The organism is Streptomyces sp. NPDC107538, assembly GCF_055657445.1.
This window is the reverse complement of record NZ_JBVKAY010000027.1, coordinates 11,785-27,680: the sequence shown is the minus strand read 5'-3', so window position 1 is coordinate 27,680 and position 15,896 is coordinate 11,785. Positions and strand designations below refer to the sequence as shown.

Sequence of the window (15,896 nt, the reverse complement as noted above, 5' to 3'; positions counted from 1 at the left end):
CGACATGTCGACCATCACCAAGGACGGCGTCTCCAGCCCCGCCCCGGCGAAGGCCACTCCGGCCAAGCCGCGGCGGGGGCTGCGGGGCTCCCCCACCTTCAACTTCTGGCTCTTCACCGGGCCGTTCCTGATCGGCCTGGCGATCTTCGTCTATCTGCCGATCCTGTGGAGCCTCTATCTGTCGTTCTTCGAGGCCCGCTTCACGGTCACGCCGAGCGAGTTCATCGGGCTCGACAACTACGTGACGATGCTGACCGACGAGGACTTCATGGGGTCCCTCGTCACCTTCACGATCTTCGCTGTCTTCATCGTGCCGCTGACCTGGGCCACCTCGCTCGGCCTGGCGCTGATGGTGAACCGGCTCCGCTTCATGCGGGCGTTCTTCCGCTCGGTGTTCTTCCTGCCCACGGCGGTCAGCTATGTCGCCGCCTCGCTGGTCTGGAAGATGTCCATCTTCAACGGTGTCCGCTTCGGTCTCGCGAACACCTTCCTGGGCCTGTTCGGCATCGACAACACCGCGTGGCTGGCCAGCCCCGACCCCCCCTGGTACTGGCTGGTCATCCTGAGCGTACGGCTGTGGCTCCAGGCCGGCTTCTACATGATCCTCTTCATCGCGGCCCTGCAGAACATCCCGCAGGAGATGTACGAGGCCGCCGCCATCGACGGCGCGAAGCCCGGCTGGCAGACCTTCTGGTACATCACCCTGCCGCAGCTGCGGGCGACCTCCACCGCCGTGATCCTGCTGCTGCTCGTGGCGGCGTACCAAGCCTTCGACGAGTTCTTCAACCTGTTGTCGAAGACCACCTGGGGCAGACCGCCCCTGGTCGAGCTGTACTACAAGGCGCTCGGTGACAGCCAGGACTACGGCGCGGGCAGTGCGGGCGCGCTGATCCTCACCGTACTGATCTGCCTCGTGACCCTGCTCCAGGGCAAGTTCATGGGATTCGGAAGGGGTGAGGAGGCCAAGTGACCACCACCACGACACCTCCGGCGGACCGCGTCGACCGGGTCGACGCGGCGGCCAAGCCGCGCCGGGTCCGCACCGGCAGTGTGATCGGCTCGACCGGGCTGTACCTCGCCACCGGCTTCGCCGCGCTGCTCTTCCTCATCCCGTTCTATCTGATCGTGCGCAACGCGCTGATGACGGACCCGGAGATCACGGGCGAGGAATGGAAGTGGTTCCCCACCGACATCCAGTGGGGCAACATCAGCGAGCCGTTCGACGACCCGTCGGTGGACTTCGCGCGCTCGCTGTGGAACTCGGCGGTCGTCGGCGTCCTGCACACCGTCGGCACCCTGCTGGTCTGCTCGCTCGCCGGCTACGGCCTCGCCCGTATCCCGTACAAGCACGCCAACAAGGTGTTCTACGCCGTCCTCGGCACCCTGATGGTCCCGACCGCCGTGACGTTCGTGCCCAGCTTCGTGCTGGTGTCGTCCCTCGGCTGGATCGACACCTACCGAGGTCTCATCATCCCGGGCCTCTTCAGTGGTTTCACCTGCTTCCTGTTCCGGCAGTACTTCCTGGGGTTCCCCAAGGAGCTGGAGGAGGCGGCGCGGGTGGACGGGCTCGGCTACATGGGCGCGTACTGGCGGGTCGTCGTACCCAACTCGCTGAACTTCTTCGCCGCGATGGCGACGATCACGTTCATCAGCGGCTGGAACTCCTTCCTGTGGCCCCTGGTCATCGGCCAGGACCCGAGCGCGTGGACCGTGCAGGTCGCGCTCTCGAACTACATGACCGGCCAGACCGTGAATTTCCATCTGATCTTCATGGCCACCGCCATTTCCATCCTGCCTTTGGTGTTCGTCTTCCTCTTCCTCCAGCGCTGGCTGGTGCAGGGCATCGCGCAGACTGGCATCAAGGGCTAGGAAATCAGCAAGGAGACCGATGTCTTTCCGCACCACCGCCACGACGGGCGCCACCGGCGCCGTCGCCGCCCCATCCGTCGACTACGTCGAGGACGTGTCCCCGGGCCGCGGGGCCCTGCCGCCCCGCGCCTGGTACGCGTCCTCCGACGCCCGGTCCCTGTCGCTGAACGGCGGCTGGAGCTTCCGGCTGTCGCCGACCGCCGACGCGGAGGACGACTCGTTCGCCGCCGAGGGGTACGACGCCGGGGGCTGGGCCGAGGTGACCGTCCCGGGGCACTGGGTCCTCCAGGGCGACGGGGCCTTCGGGGCGCCGATCTACACCAACCACCTGTACCCGTTCCCGGTGGATCCGCCGAGGGTGCCGTCGGAGAACCCGACCGGTGACCATCTGCGGTACTTCGACCTGCCGGACGACTGGTCGGCGGACGGTGGGGCGGTGATCGACGGCGACGCCGTGATCCGCTTCGACGGTGTGGAGTCGTGCGCCCGGGTGTGGCTGAACGGCACGGACATCGGTGAGTTCAAGGGTTCCCGGCTGCCGCACGAGTTCGCGGTCGGGCACCTGCTGAAGCCGGCGGGGAACGTCCTCGCCGTCCGGGTCCACCAGTGGTCCGCGGGCTCCTATCTGGAGGACCAGGACCAGTGGTGGCTGCCCGGTATCTTCCGGGACGTCACGCTGCTGCACCGCCCGGCGGGCAGCGCCGCCGACTTCTTCGTGCACGCCTCCTACGACCATGTGGGCGGGATCGGGACCCTGCGGGTCGACTCCGACGTCGACGGCCGGGTCCTCGTGCCCGCCCTCGACATCGATGTCGCGACCGGTGAGCCAGTGACGGTCCCGGTCGAGCCGTGGACCGCCGAGACGCCGAAGCTGTACGACGGTGAGCTTGTCACGGCGGGCGAACGCGTCCCGCTGCGGATCGGGTTCCGTACCGTCGTCCTGGAGGACGGCCTGCTCAAGGTCAACGGCAAGGCGATCCTCTTCAAGGGCGTCAACCGGCACGAGTGGCACCCGGTCAAGGGCCGCTCCCTCGACCTGGAGACCATGCGCGAGGACGTGCTGCTGATGAAGCGGCACAACCTCAACGCGGTCCGCACCTCGCACTACCCGCCGCACCCGGCCTTCCTCGACCTCTGCGACGAGTACGGCCTCTGGGTGATCGACGAGTGCGACCTGGAGACCCACGGCTTCACCGAGCAGAACTGGCGGGACAACCCCGTCGACGACGACCGCTGGACCCCGGCCCTCCTGGACCGCGCGGCCCGCATGGTCGAGCGCGACAAGAACCACCCCTCGGTCGTCATGTGGTCCCTCGGCAACGAGGCGGGCACCGGCCGGGGCCTGACCGCCATGGCCGAGTGGATCCACGGCCGCGACGGCTCGCGTCTGGTGCACTACGAGGGCGACTGGGACTGCCGGGACACCGACGTCTACTCCCGGATGTACGCCGACCACGCCGAGAGCGAGCGCATCGGCAAGCGCCTGGACGGCGGCCCCCACAAGCGCCGTCAGCTCCCCTACATCCTCTGCGAGTACGGGCACGCCATGGGCAACGGCCCCGGTGGCATCGCCGACTACCAGCGGATCTTCGAGGCCCACGAGCGCATCCAGGGCGGCTTCATCTGGGAGTGGATCGACCACGGCGTGAAGCACCCCGAGCTGGGCTACGCCTACGGTGGTGACTTCGGCGAGGAGCTGCACGACGGCAACTTCGTCTGCGACGGCCTGATCTTCCCGGACCGGACGCCCTCCCCCGGTCTGATCGAGTTCAAGAAGGTCATCGAGCCCGTCCGCATCGACGGCGACGGCTCGGCCGGGACGGTCCGGGTGCGCAACGCGTTCGACTTCCAGGACCTGTCCTCGCTGGCCTTCGAGTGGGCGTACCAGGTGGACGGGAAGACGATCGAGGCCGGGGCCCTCTCGGTGCCCGCGCTGCGGCCCGGTGAGTCGGCCGAGGTGAAGCTGCCGCAGCCGCCGGCCGGCGGACCGGCGGGCGAGGCGCTGTGGACCGTACGGGCGCTGCTGGCCGGGGACACGGCCTGGGGCCGGAAGGACCACCAGGTGGCGTGGGCCCAACTCCCGGTCGTGGAACGCCCGTTGCCGACGGTGACACCGGGCGACGGTCCCACGGCGAGCGAGAAGCTGATCTACCTCGGCCCGGCCTCCTTCGACGCCCCCACGGGCGCGCTGAGGACCATCGGCGGGGTCGACGTGACCGGACTGCGGCTGGACGTCTGGCGGGCGACCACCGACAACGACGAGGGCGCCTGGAACGGCAACACCTGCTACAGCAAGCTGTGGCGGGAGCTGGGCCTGCACCGCGTCCAACACCGCCTGGACGGGGTGGAGTTGGGCGCCGACGCGCTGACCGTACGGACGCGGGTGGCACCGGCCGCCCGGGAGGTCGGCCTGCGCGCGACGTACCGGTGGACCGCCGACGACACCCGGCTGAGGCTGACCGTGTCGGTGGAGCCGGACGGCGAGTGGACCGTCCCGCTGCCGAGGCTCGGCATCCGCTTCGGACTGTCCTCGGCGGACGCCGTGACCTGGTACGGCGGCGGCCCCGGCGAGGGCTACCCGGACACCAAGTCGGCCTCCATGGTGAGCCGTTACCACTCCACGGTGGACGACCTCCAGACACCGTACCTCCGCCCGCAGGAGAACGGCACCCGTCCCGACGTCCGTTGGGCGGAGCTGGGCGGACTGCGCATCGACGGCGACCCGGAGTTCTCGTTCACGGCCCGCCGCTGGACCACCGAACAACTGGACGCCGCCGCCCACCTGACGGACCTTCAGGCGGGCAACACGGTCTGGGTCACCCTCGACCACGCCCAGATGGGCATCGGCTCCCAGTCCTGCGGCCCGGGGCCGCTGCCCCAGTACCACCTGCTCGCCGAGCCGACGGAGTTCTCGTTCGTGTTCTCGACGACGGGATCGTAGGACGGGATCGTAGGACGGCGGTGAGGGCAGTGACGGGAGGCGGCCGGTCGGCCGCCTCCCGTCCCGTTACGCTCGCCCGATGAACGACGATCGTCTGGCGGCGTACGCCGCCGAAGCCGTCATATGGTCCCGTCTCGCCGCGCTGCTTCCGGACGCGGAGGATGTCGACCTCGTGCAGGGGTGCTGGGACATCGGGGAGCAGGAGGCGGGGCTGGGGGCGCTGGTGGAGCGGCTCACGGAGTCGCGGTTGCCTGTGGACGAGACGGCGCGTACGCGGATCGCGGTGCTGGCCGAGGTGTGGGGTGTGTGGGACCGGCACGGGGCGGAGATCGTGGGGCTGGTCCAGGATCCCGGGCGGCCCGCGCGGCTGCGGGTGTTCGGGGACGGGGCCGAGAGCACGATTCCCGCGCACGAGGTGCTGGCGGAGCCGCCGTCCGAGACCTCGGAACTCGTCCCCTGGATCGGCTGCCCGCCCTGCGGCCGGACGCTGGCCCGGTCGCATCGGCGCGAGGAGTGGACCGGCGGTCTGTGGTACATCGCCGAGGCCTACGTCGTGTTCGACCGGGACCGTGACTTCACCCCGCTGGTCTTCGACGCGGAGCGGGACGGGGCGGCGTGGTCGGCGCTGGAGGCGCTGCACGGGGTGTGCGCCTGCGGCTGAGGCGCGGGGATCCCGCGGGACGGGCGGCAACCGTACGGCGGTCGGCGGCGACCCAGGAGTGACGCGTCCGCGTCCCCCACACCGTAGGAGTCGCCGTGTCCCTCCCCTCGTCCCGGCCGCACCACCGCCGACGTCGCTTCTTCCGTCCGTTGCCCCTCGCCGCCGTGGGGGTGCTCGTCACCACCGCCGTCGCGGTTCCCCAGCTCACCCCGGACGCCTCGGCGGCCACCACGCTGCGCGGGTACGCCGACGCGCGGGGTGTGAAGATCGGGGCCGCGGTCGCCGACGGGCCGCTTCAGGGGGAGGCGGCGTACACGGGCGTGCTGGACCGGGAGTTCAACTCCGTCACCGCCGAGAACGCGATGAAGTGGGACGCGCTGGAGCCGAGCCGCAACAGCTACAACTGGGCCGCCTCCGACCGGTTGGTCAACCATGCCGTCGCGCACAACCAGGGCGTACGCGGGCACACGCTCGTCTGGTACGCGCAGCTGCCGTCCTGGCTGAGGAACGGGAACTTCTCGGCGTCCGAGCTGAACACGCTGCTGAAGAAGCACATCGACACCACGGTCGGCCGCTACAAGGGGAAGATCTACGCCTGGGACGTGGTCAACGAGGCGTTCAACGAGAACGGTTCGATGCGGTCCTCGGTGTGGCAGGACAAGCTCGGCACCGCGCACATCGCGAGCGCCCTGCGCTGGGCGCACGCCGCCGATCCGAGCGCGAAGCTGTACATCAACGACTACAACATCGAGGCGGACAACGCCAAGAGCGACGCCCTGTACGCGCTGGCGCAGCAACTCCTCGCCCAGGGTGTGCCGTTGCACGGCATCGGCTTCCAGTCCCACTTCGTGCTCGGCGGGGTGCCCGGCTCGATGAAGGCGAACCTGAAGCGGTTCTCCGACCTCGGTCTGGAGGTCTCCCTCACCGAGCTGGACATCCGTATCCCGCTGCCCGCCTCCACCGCCGAACTCGCCCAGCAGTCCACGGACTACAAGACGGCGAGCGAGAACTGCCTCGGTGTCCCGCGCTGCGCCGGCGTCACCACCTGGGGGCTGACGGACAAGCACTCCTGGGTGCCGGGCACGTTCAGCGGGTACGGGGCGGCCCTGCCGTACAACGAGAGCTATGCGGCGAAGCCGGCGTACACGGGGTTGTCGAACGGGCTCAACCCCAACGCGTGAGCCACGCCCCGGGTTCGCCGCCGGGCCTCAGTGGTCCGCACAGCACGGTGTCGGTTCCGGGACCTCGAAGGGGACCAGGGTGCCGCCGACGGCGGGCATGGCGGTGAGGACCAGTTCGCCGTCGTGCCAGTGCGGGCGTACGTGGTTCTGGGTCACCAAGCGTGTGTCGGGAGCGGGTTCGCCGGGGGCGCCCAGGACCGTCACCCGGGTGATCGCGGAGCGGGCGAGGACGTCCGCGACCGTCAGGGTGCCGGTCAGGGCCGTGACGCCGGGGTAGATCACGGCCCGGCCCATGGCGTCCGGGGTGCCGGGCGCCACCTCGTGGGCGCGGGCCGCCAGCCGCTCCTGGACGGTGCTCAGGAGCGGCCGGGACGGCACCGCGAGGGACAGGGCGACCCGCGGCCGATCGCCCCGTACCAGGTGGGTGCAGCCGAACGTGCCCTCGGGGAGGGCGAGTTCGGCCGCCAGGGTGTGGAGCAGGTGATCGGCCGCGCGCAGATCCACGACCTCCGCGTCCACGGTGAGGGCATACAGGGTCGTGGCTTTGGCCATGGTCGCGGTCATGAGGGCAGGACCCACACCGGGTTGGAGTAGAACCACAGGTCGCGCCACGGGTCGGCGTCACCGACGACGTCGATCGCGGGGCCCGCCGGGTCGACGGCCGCACCCCTCGCGCCGACCGCCGAGCGGTTGCCGTCGCTGCCGCGCAGCCGGACGTAGAGCGGACGGTCGACCTTGCCGAGTTCGTAGGTGAGACGGACCGTGCCGGTGGACTTGTTCACCTCGTACGACTTCACGACCTTGGCGGTCGGCGCGGTGAAGGTGTCCTTGTCGGTGGGCGTGCCCGTCACCTCGCCCTGGATGACGTCCACGCGGGCCAACTGGGGGACGAATCCCGCCCAGTTGGCGCCGCCGGCCAGGGCCACGTCCACGGTCAGGGTGACCTTGGTGCCCTTCCTGACGTGCAGGGCGCCGCCCAGGGTGGCCCAGCGGCTGCCGCCGGAGACCCGGACGTCGAGGCCGCTGAGGAGCCCGCCGTGGTCGACCCAGATCCGGCCGGCGCGGATGCCGTCCATGACGGCGGCGTAGGAGAAGCCGTCGGCGCCGACGTGCGTACGGCTGTACTGGCCGGGCCAGTAGTCGCCCTGGGTGATGTCGATCTTTCCGCCGTAGACGGGGTCGGTGTGCTTGCCGTTGGCGGTGAAGTCGCTGTCCGGGCCGCCGCGTACGGCGGTGTCCGCGTACACCTGGTGGGAGTCCGAGTTGGCGGTGATCCACCAGGGTTTGCCCTCGGCGAGGAGGCTGTCCCAGAGGCCGCCGACGGTGGCGGTCATCCAGTCGAAGCCGCCCCAGGTGCGGTAGCTCTCCAGGGGGTAGCCCGCGAAGGAGTTGGCGCTGGGGTTGTTGTCGTAGATGCCCCGGGCGCGGGCCATGCCGAGCGGTGCGGGGAGTCCGGCGGCCTGGTGGCCGGGGGCGCCCTCGAAGCCGACGGCTATCTGGCGGCCCGTACCGGTCGCGTCGCGCCAGCCGCGGATCTCGTGCGGGGAGTCGACACCGCGCCGCGCCGGGTGGTTGGCGAGCATCAGGGCGTCCTTGACCTTGCGGCGGCGGACCTGGTCGCCGAGGAAGGCGAGACCCGCGACCGCGAGGGCCTCGTTGGCGGGCGTGGAGTCGGAGGCACCCTTCACGCTGCCGTCGTAGTCGGTCTCGAACTGCTTGAGGACGGAGACCTCGTTCTTGCCCGGGTGGACGAAGACCGTGCCGTGCTCGGCGCCCGGGATGTTCCACTCCAGGCCCTGGAAGACCAGCGTGTCCTCGTACGCGGCACGGGCCGCCTTGATGTCCGGGTTGACCTTGTCCACACCGATCTTGGCGTGCGTGGTGCTGCCGTGGTCGGTGATGACCAGCCAGTCCATGCCGTGCTTGGCGCCCTGGCGGACCTGGTCGACGACCCGGTACTTGCCGTCGCTGCTGTACTGGGTGTGGATGTGGTGGTCACCGGCCAGCCACAGGAAACCGCCGCGCCGGCCGCCGGAGGACGCGTACGCCGGGGCGGTCGCCGCGCTCTGACCGAGGACGCTCGCGGCGGTCAGGCCCGCGCCCAGCAGGCCCGCGCGGCGCAGCAGGGAGCGGCGCGAGCGCTGCTCGGGGTTCAGCTCCTCGTCGGGCACGGAGGCGTCGAAGGCCGCGGGGAGCGGGGCCGCCGCCACGTCCCCGTGGTCATGCCCGTGGTCGTGGTCATGACCGTGGTCGTGATGGTGATGACCGTGTGCGTGCCCGTGCCCGTGCCCCATGTGAACGCCTCCCGGATGCCGCTGCCCTCGACGGCTGCCTTCGCGACGCGACCACGCCGCCTGTGGAGGATCGAGGCGGCACATGAACGACGGACGATCAAGGCATGGCCACCGGGTGCCATGGATACGGCGGATCGCCACGTCCTTCACTGTTTCCCCAACTGACCTTGCACGTCACACTGGTTGCCATTGAACCTGAGCACCGCTCATCATCCCCCGCCCCCCGGAGTGCACCCCATGAGCCCTATACGCCCTGTACGTCCCGCACGTCCCATGAGACGCCTGCTCGGCACCCTCGCCGCCGGCGCGCTGGCCGTGACCGGTCTCGCCACCACCGGCGCGACGCCCGCGGCCGCCGCGACCAGCGGCACGTTCAACGTGCTGACGTACAACGTCGCCGGCCTCCCGGAGCTGCTCAGTTCCGGGAACCCGGAGGTGAACACCCCGCTGATCTCACCGCGCCTCGGGGCGTACGACATCGTGAACGTCCAGGAGGACTTCAACTACCACGCGGCGCTGTACGCGGGCGACAACCACCCGTACCGCACCGCGACCAGCGGCGGGGTGCCGTTCGGCGACGGCCTCAACACCCTCTCGGACTACGCGTTCGAGGACTTCGAGCGGGTGAAGTGGAACGACTGCACCGGCACCAACTGCCTCACCCCGAAGGGCTTCTCGCTGGCCCGGGTGCGGCTCGACGAGGGGGTCTTCGTCGACCTGTACAACGTGCACACCAACGCCGACTCCGACGACGCGGCCCTCGCCGCTCGCCGCGCCAACGTCACCCAGCTCTCCGAGTTCATCAAGGCGAACTCGGCGGGCAACGCGGTGATCGTCATGGGGGACACCAACACCCGTTACACGCGCACCGGCGACAACATCCGCTCGCTCGCGTCGGAGAACGGCCTCACCGACCCGTGGGTGCAGCTGATCAAGGGTGGTGTCGCCCCGGCCCTGGGCGCCGACGCGCTGCTCTGCCCGACGACCGCGCCGACCAACGACTGCGAGGTCGTCGACAAGGTCTTCTACCGGGACAGCAACGTGGTCGACCTGACCGCGAACCGCTACAACAACGACTGGGCGAAATTCCTCGACTCGGCGGGCGGCAACCTCTCCGACCACTTCCCGCACACGGTCGACTTCTCCTGGAAGCTCAACTCGGGCCTGCGGGCCAGTGACTTCTTCGGCGGCCCGCACGGCACCGCGTACAACGACGCCGACAACCTCCCGTCGTCCGTCTCGCCCCGCACCCTGACCCTGCGCGGCGCCTCCCGCCTCGACGCGGTCTCGCTCACGCACGACGGCGGTACGACGCTGACCCACGGCGGCACGGGCGGCACGGCGACCTCCCTCACCCTGGCCTCCGGCGAGCACCTCACCTCGGTGAAGCTCACCTCGGGCCAGAAGGACGGCCGTACCCGGATCTTCTCCGCCGCCTTCGGCACCGACAAGGGCCGCACGCTCAGCTCGGGTACCGCCACCAGCGACACCAAGACCTTCACGGCCCCCGCCGGCTGGCAGATCGTCGGGTTCACCGGCCGCTCGGGCACCGAGATCGACAAGCTGGGCGTGCTGTACGCGCCGATCGGCTGACCGGCGGACCGGCGTCCCTCACCTCCGGGCCCTTGATCACCGGGCGGTAGCCTTGGCGTTCCGGGTCCATGCAGTTCCAGGTGAAGAGGTGGTCTCCATGGCCCGTGCCGGGCTCACCGTCGACCGGGTCGTGGAGGCCGCGGCCGATCTCGCGGACGGGATCGGCTTCGAGAAGGTCACCCTGTCCGCGCTGGCGCGGCACTTCGGGGTGAAGGACGCGAGTCTCTACTCGCACGTCAGGAACCTCCAGGACCTGCGGACCCGGGTCGCGCTGCTGGCGGGCGGCGAGATGATCGACGACATCGCCGAGGCCGTCGCCGGGCGGGCCGGCAGGGACGCGCTCGCCGCCTTCGCCGGCGCCTACCGGGAGTACGCCCTGCGGCACCCCGGCCGGTACGCGGCCACGCAGCTCCCCCTCGACCAGGTGCTGGTCACCGACTCCCCCGCGCTGCGCCGCACCGCCGAGATCACCTACGGCATGCTCCGCGCGTACGGCCTCGACGAACCCGACCTCACCGACGCCGTACGCCTGCTGCGCAGCACGTTCCACGGTTTCTGCGCGCTGGAGGCCGGGGGCGGGTTCGGAGCGCCCCGGGACGTACGTCGGTCGTGGGACAAGGCCGTCGAGGCACTGCATCTGGCGCTGACGCACTGGCCCCGGGAGGACAGGGGCCACGCTTGAGTTCTCAAACATATGTCGCCCAGGCGGCAACCTTTCGCCCCCGCGCGGCGACCCCAGCACATGACATCTGCAACACCCACCCCCTCCGCCCCGCCCAGACACCGCCGTCGCCACCTCGCGCGCAAGCCCGTCATCGGCTCGCTCGTGGCCGCGTCCGTGCTGGCGGGCGCCTGGTACGCGACGGCCGGGGCCGCGCCCTCGGCGCCCGCCGCGGCCGGTGACCTCACGGTCACGAACACGACCGTGAGCCTGTCGGCGAAGTTCCCCTATCTCTCGGCGGGCTACAACAACAGCCGGGAGTGGACGCGGACGGCGACGGCCGTGGCGCCGAACGGCACCCTGCGGGTCGCCTGGCCCGCGTCGGACGGTGTCCATGTCACCCCGCTGACGGCGGCCGGGAAGCGCTCGGGCGCCGACACGGTGGTCAAGGGCACGAAGGAGGTCGGGGGTCTCGTCGCGCACAACGACGGGTTCGCGCTGCTGACCCGCGTCGCCGACACCAACAAGTGGAAGGAGACGGCCGCCGCGCTCGTCCGCTACAAGAACGGCAAGCAGGCCTGGCGGACCAAGCTCACCGGCAAGTCCAGCAACGACACGGCCCCGCTGCTCGACGGCCAGCTCGCCTGGAACGGCAAGAAGTACGGCGCCTACTTCGTCGTGCACGGCGCGGGCGGCTTCGCCGACGGCCACTTCGGCGACAAGCTCGCGTATGTCGGCTCCACCGGCAAGAAGCAGGGCGGCGGCTGGGGCTGGGGCTGCTCCCACAACGAGGGCATAGCCCTGCGCGCCGAGACCACCGGGAACTTCACCTCCCTCTGCTTCGACGACTGGCGCTCGGGCCTCTTCGTCTCGACCGGCATCGCCGCCCCGGACAACGCGCCCGTCGTCCAGCGCGAGCAGTGCTGGGCCGGCTACTGCGGCGGCACCTTCGCGGGCCGCACCGGCGACCTGGTGAAGTCCTCCAGCGGCCGCTACGCCACCGCGTTCGCCTCGCGCGGCGCCGCCTCCGCCAAGAAGAACCCGGACGACTCCAGCGGCCGGGGCTGGACGGTCAAGCCGAAGACCAGCACCCACCAGGTCGCCCTCGCGTTCCTCAAGAACCGCGACACGCCCTCGGGCAAGCCGGTCTACCTCACCTCCGCCAAGGGCACCGAGCACGTCAACGTGCGCGTCGCCCCGTACGGCAAGAACCGGCTCCTCGTCTCCTACGAGACCCTGAAGAACGCCAAGTGCGCGAGCGGCACCTGCACCGGCACGTTCACGGGCACCCACTTCCGCCTCGTCGACTGGAACGGCAAGCTCCAGGGCGCCGACAAGGTCGTCAAGGCGCGGATCTCCGGTGACATCGCGGTCCTCAAGGACGGGACGCTGACCTGGGCCTACGCCGCCGTCACCCCGTCCTACACGACCCCGCTCAACGGGGCGTCACCGACCACGAAGACGCTGAAGGTCGCTCGTCTGACTCCGTGAACACGAAGTGAGCCCGCTCGCCTCCGGCCCAGGTGAGGCCCACCTCGTACGCTCCCCGCACCTCCACGGAGACCAGCTCCGGGAGGGGCGGGGCGTCGGGGTCGGCGGTGAGACGGGCGAGGGCGACGAAGAGGGTCGCATCGTCTCCCGTCCGGCCGACGAGTCCGAGGCCGGGTGCGTCCGCGTCCGCGTCCGCGTCCGACGACAGGTCGTGTGCCGCGAGCAGCTCCGCGCGTACGCCCTTCGCCGGCGCCCATCCCGTGATCCGCACCGGCGTACCGGGGACCGCGCCCGCCACCAGGTGGGCCCGGACCTCCGCCGCGCCCCGGGCCACCACCAGGCTGGTGACCCGCACACCGCCGTCACCGACCGTGTGCCGGGACGCGGCCCACCCCTCCCCCACTCCCAGCGGCTCGATGTCCGTACGGCTCGCGTCGCCGCCGACGATCACGCTGTTGTCGTACGACGCCGGGGGCTCCGCGAGCGGCACCGGTTCCGTGACCGTCGAGTAGGCGAGCCGGGTGTAGAAGGGGTCGTAGCGGACGTCCTCGCTGCCGTGGTTGTGGAGGCGGACCAGGCCGTCCGAACGTGTGGACTGCAGCAGCCAGTTGGGCGGGCCGACGGGGCGCAGCTCGTCCGCCCGCTCCACCGGGCCCGGTTCCTCCGTCGCCGTCCACACCTCGTGGTCCGGGGGCAGGAGGAGGCCGAGGAAGCCCTTGCTGGCCCAGTACGGGGAGGCGGGGCCCGAATACTCTTGCAGGATCGCGGAGTTGGGGCCGTGCCAGCCGAGCGACAGCAGGCCGCGGTCGTCGACGGCGCCCCGGTCGAGGAAGTACTTGAGCGCACCCGAGGCCAGCCGTCTGGTCTCGCCCGGCGACAGCGGCGTACGGCCGGTGAGGGCGCCCAGCCAGAGCGGGACGGTGGTCGCGAAGCGGTAGGTGAGGGAGCGGCCCTGGTGGAGGGGGGCGCCGTCGCCGCCGAACAGGCGGGCGTAGTCGCCGAGATGGACGGAGAGGCGGTCGCCGTAGCGGGCGAGGAGGGCTTCGTCCTTCGCGAGCCAGGCGTGCAGCACGGGGTAGAGGTGCATGGCCCAGCCGTTGTAGTAGTCGAACTTGCGGCCGTCGCCGTCGGTGTACCAGCCGTCGCCGAGGTACCACTGCTCGATCCGGTCCAGGCGCCGGTCGATGACCTGGCGCGCCAACTCCGGTTCGTGGCCGATCTCTTCGAGGAAACCGCCGACCGTCACCGGGAACAGCTCCCAGTTGCAGGGCCAGGGTTCGGCGGTGAGCGCGTCGCCGAGCCAGGCCGCCGTGCGCTGCTGGACGGTGTCGTCGAGGTGGTCCCAGAGCAGGTCGCGGGTCACGCGCAGGGCGAAGGCGATGGAGGCGGCTTCGACGAGGGGCTGGCTGCGGTCCTCGATGCGGGGCCAGACGCCCGCGACTCCGGCGGCGAGGCCGTCGGCGTAGCGGGCGAGCGCGTTGCCGTCCCGGCGGAAGGCGGCGAGCAGGAGGGTTCTGGCGTAGCCCTCCAGGCCGTCGGAGCGCCTTCCCGACCAGCTCGTGCGGTCGCCCGGCAGGTCGTACAGCGCGCCGTCGGCGGTCGCGTACGGCGCGACGGCGGCGAGCAGCGTGTCGGCTGCGGTCTCCCAGTGGGCGCGGGTGTAGCCGGTGTACGGGCTGAGGACGCGGTCCTCTGGGGGCAGGGAGAGCATGGCGTGCGCCGCTTTCTGGGTGGGGTTCGGGGTGGGTGGGGGTGATTGGGGTGTGTCGTCGGGTGCGGGTGCGTGGGGCTTCTCGCGCAGTTCCCCGCGCCCCTAAAGATCCAGGCCCCCGCGGCCCTGAATGGCGACCGGGGGCGGGTCTGAAAAGCAATGGGGCGCAGCCCCTGCTTTTTCAGGGGCACGGGGAACTGCGCGAGAAGCCCCACCGGAGCCGCTCCCGACAACGCACCCGACAACCCACTCACCCACCCCGCCCGCCTACAGCCCTGGGACGCCCCGGTTCCGGTCGGGACGCCCCAGGAGTCTCATCCCACCCTGACCCGCCCCTCGGACACCAGCCCCTGGGCGACAAGTTCGTCACGGACCAGCCCGGCGTAGACCGTCGCGCCGTACACCGACGTGTGCGTGTTGTCCCGCTTCTCGTTGTACAGGTACAGCGCCTTGGACCCCTCCGTCCCCAGCGACTCCACCAGCGCCTTGGTCCGCGCGGTGAGATCGACCAGCGGCACCCCCCGCGCCGCGGCGACCGCACGGGTGACCGCCGGGTGATCCACGCCGAGCCCGTTGACCAGCAGCGCCGTACCGTTGTTCAGCGTGCCGTCCGTGTTGAACCACCGCCGCACGATCGGCGTCACCAGCACCGGCTTCCCACCCCGCGCCCGGACCCCCTCGACCAGCGTCTCCAGGTTGCCCCGGTACGTCGCCTCGTCGGTCTGCTTGTCGTTGTGGGCCAGCTGGATCAGGACCAGATCGCCACGCCGGATCTTCGGCTGGACCGTGGCCCACAGCCGGGAGTCGGCGAGGTAGGACACCGTGCTCTCGCCGGAGTCGGCGTAGTTGGCGACCGAGACGCCCTTGCGGAGGTACTGCGGGAGCTGCTGCCCCCAGCCGGAGTAGGGATCGCCGGGCTGGTCGCAGACCGTGGAGTCGCCGACGAGGAAGATCTGCCGCGCCCGCTTCGCGGGGGTCACCCGGATGTCGGCGAGGGCGGGCGCCGCGCCGCCGATGACGAGGTCCAGCCCGGGCGTGCCGTCCGCGCCGGTCGGCTCGCCCTCGGGCGTGCGGACGTCGACGGTGAAGCTCCGGACGGCAGGCCGCCCGGCCTCCGTGGCCGTCTCCGCGAGCACCGTGCGGCGCGTCTCACCGCTGACGCTCGTGCTCGCCGCCGCCGCGCCGCCGAGGCGGACCGTCACGTCGTACGTGCCGGCCGGGACGTCGAAGTGACAGGCGTTCGCGGCACAGTTCTCCAGGCCGAGCCCGGGGCGGCCCCCGTGCGCCTCGGCGGGTACGGCGGGTACGGCGGGTACGGCGGTGAGGACGGTCCCCAGGATCGTCGCCACCGTCAGCGCGGCGATGGTGAAACGTCTCATTGCGGCTCCTCACGAGGAAGACAAGACCCGGCGGCTGGACGCTACATCGTTTGACAAGCGCTTTCTAGATCTCCGTCATTTTTCACACGATCGCCAACTTCCCTGATGCGAAAGC

The 15,896-nt window shown here is 70.8% G+C and carries 12 protein-coding genes; 8 read left to right on the top strand and 4 right to left on the bottom strand.

Annotated features, from left to right (window positions below):
- The first annotated feature begins 4 nt into the window (after positions 1 to 4).
- The 5 genes from ACZ7MG_RS42890 (at position 5) to ACZ7MG_RS42870 (ending at position 6,652) form a co-directional block, all read left to right on the top strand.
- Positions 5 to 970 carry a carbohydrate ABC transporter permease gene (locus ACZ7MG_RS42890; RefSeq protein ID WP_471384061.1) on the top strand — a complete coding sequence of 322 codons (966 nt, stop codon included), beginning with the start codon at positions 5 to 7 and terminating at the stop codon, positions 968 to 970.
- On the top strand, positions 967 to 1,869 hold the full coding sequence (locus ACZ7MG_RS42885) for a carbohydrate ABC transporter permease (protein WP_471384064.1): 903 nt from the start codon (positions 967 to 969) through the stop codon (positions 1,867 to 1,869). The genes ACZ7MG_RS42890 and ACZ7MG_RS42885 overlap by 4 nt, the downstream gene beginning before the upstream one ends.
- Before the next feature lie 19 nt (positions 1,870 to 1,888).
- Positions 1,889 to 4,810: a glycoside hydrolase family 2 TIM barrel-domain containing protein gene (locus ACZ7MG_RS42880; RefSeq protein WP_471384066.1), complete on the top strand. Its 2,922-nt coding sequence runs from the start codon at positions 1,889 to 1,891 to the stop codon at positions 4,808 to 4,810.
- A 79-nt stretch (positions 4,811 to 4,889) separates the two neighbouring features.
- Positions 4,890 to 5,471 carry a hypothetical protein gene (locus ACZ7MG_RS42875; protein ID WP_471384069.1) on the top strand — a complete coding sequence of 194 codons (582 nt, stop codon included), beginning with the start codon at positions 4,890 to 4,892 and terminating at the stop codon, positions 5,469 to 5,471.
- Positions 5,472 to 5,566: 95 nt separating this feature from the next.
- Complete coding sequence (locus ACZ7MG_RS42870; RefSeq protein ID WP_471384071.1) at positions 5,567 to 6,652, top strand: glycoside hydrolase family 10 protein; 1,086 nt, start codon at positions 5,567 to 5,569, stop codon at positions 6,650 to 6,652.
- 27 nt (positions 6,653 to 6,679) lie between these two features.
- Here the strand turns inward: ACZ7MG_RS42870 and ACZ7MG_RS42865 are convergent, their stop codons facing one another.
- Complete coding sequence (locus ACZ7MG_RS42865) at positions 6,680 to 7,204, bottom strand: hypothetical protein (protein ID WP_471384937.1); 525 nt, start codon at positions 7,202 to 7,204, stop codon at positions 6,680 to 6,682.
- Between the two features lie 8 nt (positions 7,205 to 7,212).
- Positions 7,213 to 8,946 carry a PHP domain-containing protein gene (locus tag ACZ7MG_RS42860; protein ID WP_471384073.1) on the bottom strand — a complete coding sequence of 578 codons (1,734 nt, stop codon included), beginning with the start codon at positions 8,944 to 8,946 and terminating at the stop codon, positions 7,213 to 7,215.
- A 273-nt stretch (positions 8,947 to 9,219) separates the two neighbouring features.
- Between ACZ7MG_RS42860 and ACZ7MG_RS42855 the strand changes: the two genes are divergently transcribed.
- From ACZ7MG_RS42855 to ACZ7MG_RS42845, 3 genes are all read left to right on the top strand, one after another.
- Positions 9,220 to 10,539, top strand: a complete 1,320-nt coding sequence (locus ACZ7MG_RS42855; protein ID WP_471384076.1) for a jacalin-like lectin — start codon at positions 9,220 to 9,222, stop codon at positions 10,537 to 10,539.
- 97 nt (positions 10,540 to 10,636) lie between these two features.
- Positions 10,637 to 11,221, top strand: a complete 585-nt coding sequence (locus tag ACZ7MG_RS42850; protein ID WP_471384078.1) for a TetR/AcrR family transcriptional regulator — start codon at positions 10,637 to 10,639, stop codon at positions 11,219 to 11,221.
- A 60-nt stretch (positions 11,222 to 11,281) separates the two neighbouring features.
- Positions 11,282 to 12,691, top strand: coding sequence for a hypothetical protein (locus ACZ7MG_RS42845; RefSeq protein ID WP_471384080.1), 1,410 nt, complete (start codon positions 11,282 to 11,284; stop codon positions 12,689 to 12,691).
- Here ACZ7MG_RS42845 and ACZ7MG_RS42840 read toward each other — a convergent pair.
- Entirely contained in the window at positions 12,636 to 14,402 is a 1,767-nt protein-coding gene (locus ACZ7MG_RS42840) for a DUF2264 domain-containing protein (RefSeq protein ID WP_471384083.1), read from the bottom strand. The two genes, ACZ7MG_RS42845 and ACZ7MG_RS42840, sit on opposite strands and share 56 nt — an antisense overlap.
- A gap of 314 nt (positions 14,403 to 14,716) precedes the next feature.
- Positions 14,717 to 15,781, bottom strand: a complete 1,065-nt coding sequence (locus ACZ7MG_RS42835) for a rhamnogalacturonan acetylesterase (RefSeq protein ID WP_471384086.1) — start codon at positions 15,779 to 15,781, stop codon at positions 14,717 to 14,719.
- Positions 15,782 to 15,896: the final 115 nt, after the last annotated feature.

Coding starts and splice junctions, on each gene's coding strand:
- ACZ7MG_RS42890 (WP_471384061.1), top strand. CDS start 5: ATGTCGACCATCACCAAGGACGGCGTCTCCAGCCCCGCCCCGGCGAAG.
- ACZ7MG_RS42880 (WP_471384066.1), top strand. CDS start 1,889: ATGTCTTTCCGCACCACCGCCACGACGGGCGCCACCGGCGCCGTCGCC.
- ACZ7MG_RS42875 (WP_471384069.1), top strand. CDS start 4,890: ATGAACGACGATCGTCTGGCGGCGTACGCCGCCGAAGCCGTCATATGG.
- ACZ7MG_RS42865 (WP_471384937.1), bottom strand. CDS start 7,204: ATGGCCAAAGCCACGACCCTGTATGCCCTCACCGTGGACGCGGAGGTC.
- ACZ7MG_RS42860 (WP_471384073.1), bottom strand. CDS start 8,946: ATGGGGCACGGGCACGGGCACGCACACGGTCATCACCATCACGACCAC.
- ACZ7MG_RS42855 (WP_471384076.1), top strand. CDS start 9,220: ATGAGACGCCTGCTCGGCACCCTCGCCGCCGGCGCGCTGGCCGTGACC.
- ACZ7MG_RS42850 (WP_471384078.1), top strand. CDS start 10,637: ATGGCCCGTGCCGGGCTCACCGTCGACCGGGTCGTGGAGGCCGCGGCC.
- ACZ7MG_RS42845 (WP_471384080.1), top strand. CDS start 11,282: ATGACATCTGCAACACCCACCCCCTCCGCCCCGCCCAGACACCGCCGT.
- ACZ7MG_RS42840 (WP_471384083.1), bottom strand. CDS start 14,402: ATGCTCTCCCTGCCCCCAGAGGACCGCGTCCTCAGCCCGTACACCGGC.
- ACZ7MG_RS42835 (WP_471384086.1), bottom strand. CDS start 15,781: ATGAGACGTTTCACCATCGCCGCGCTGACGGTGGCGACGATCCTGGGG.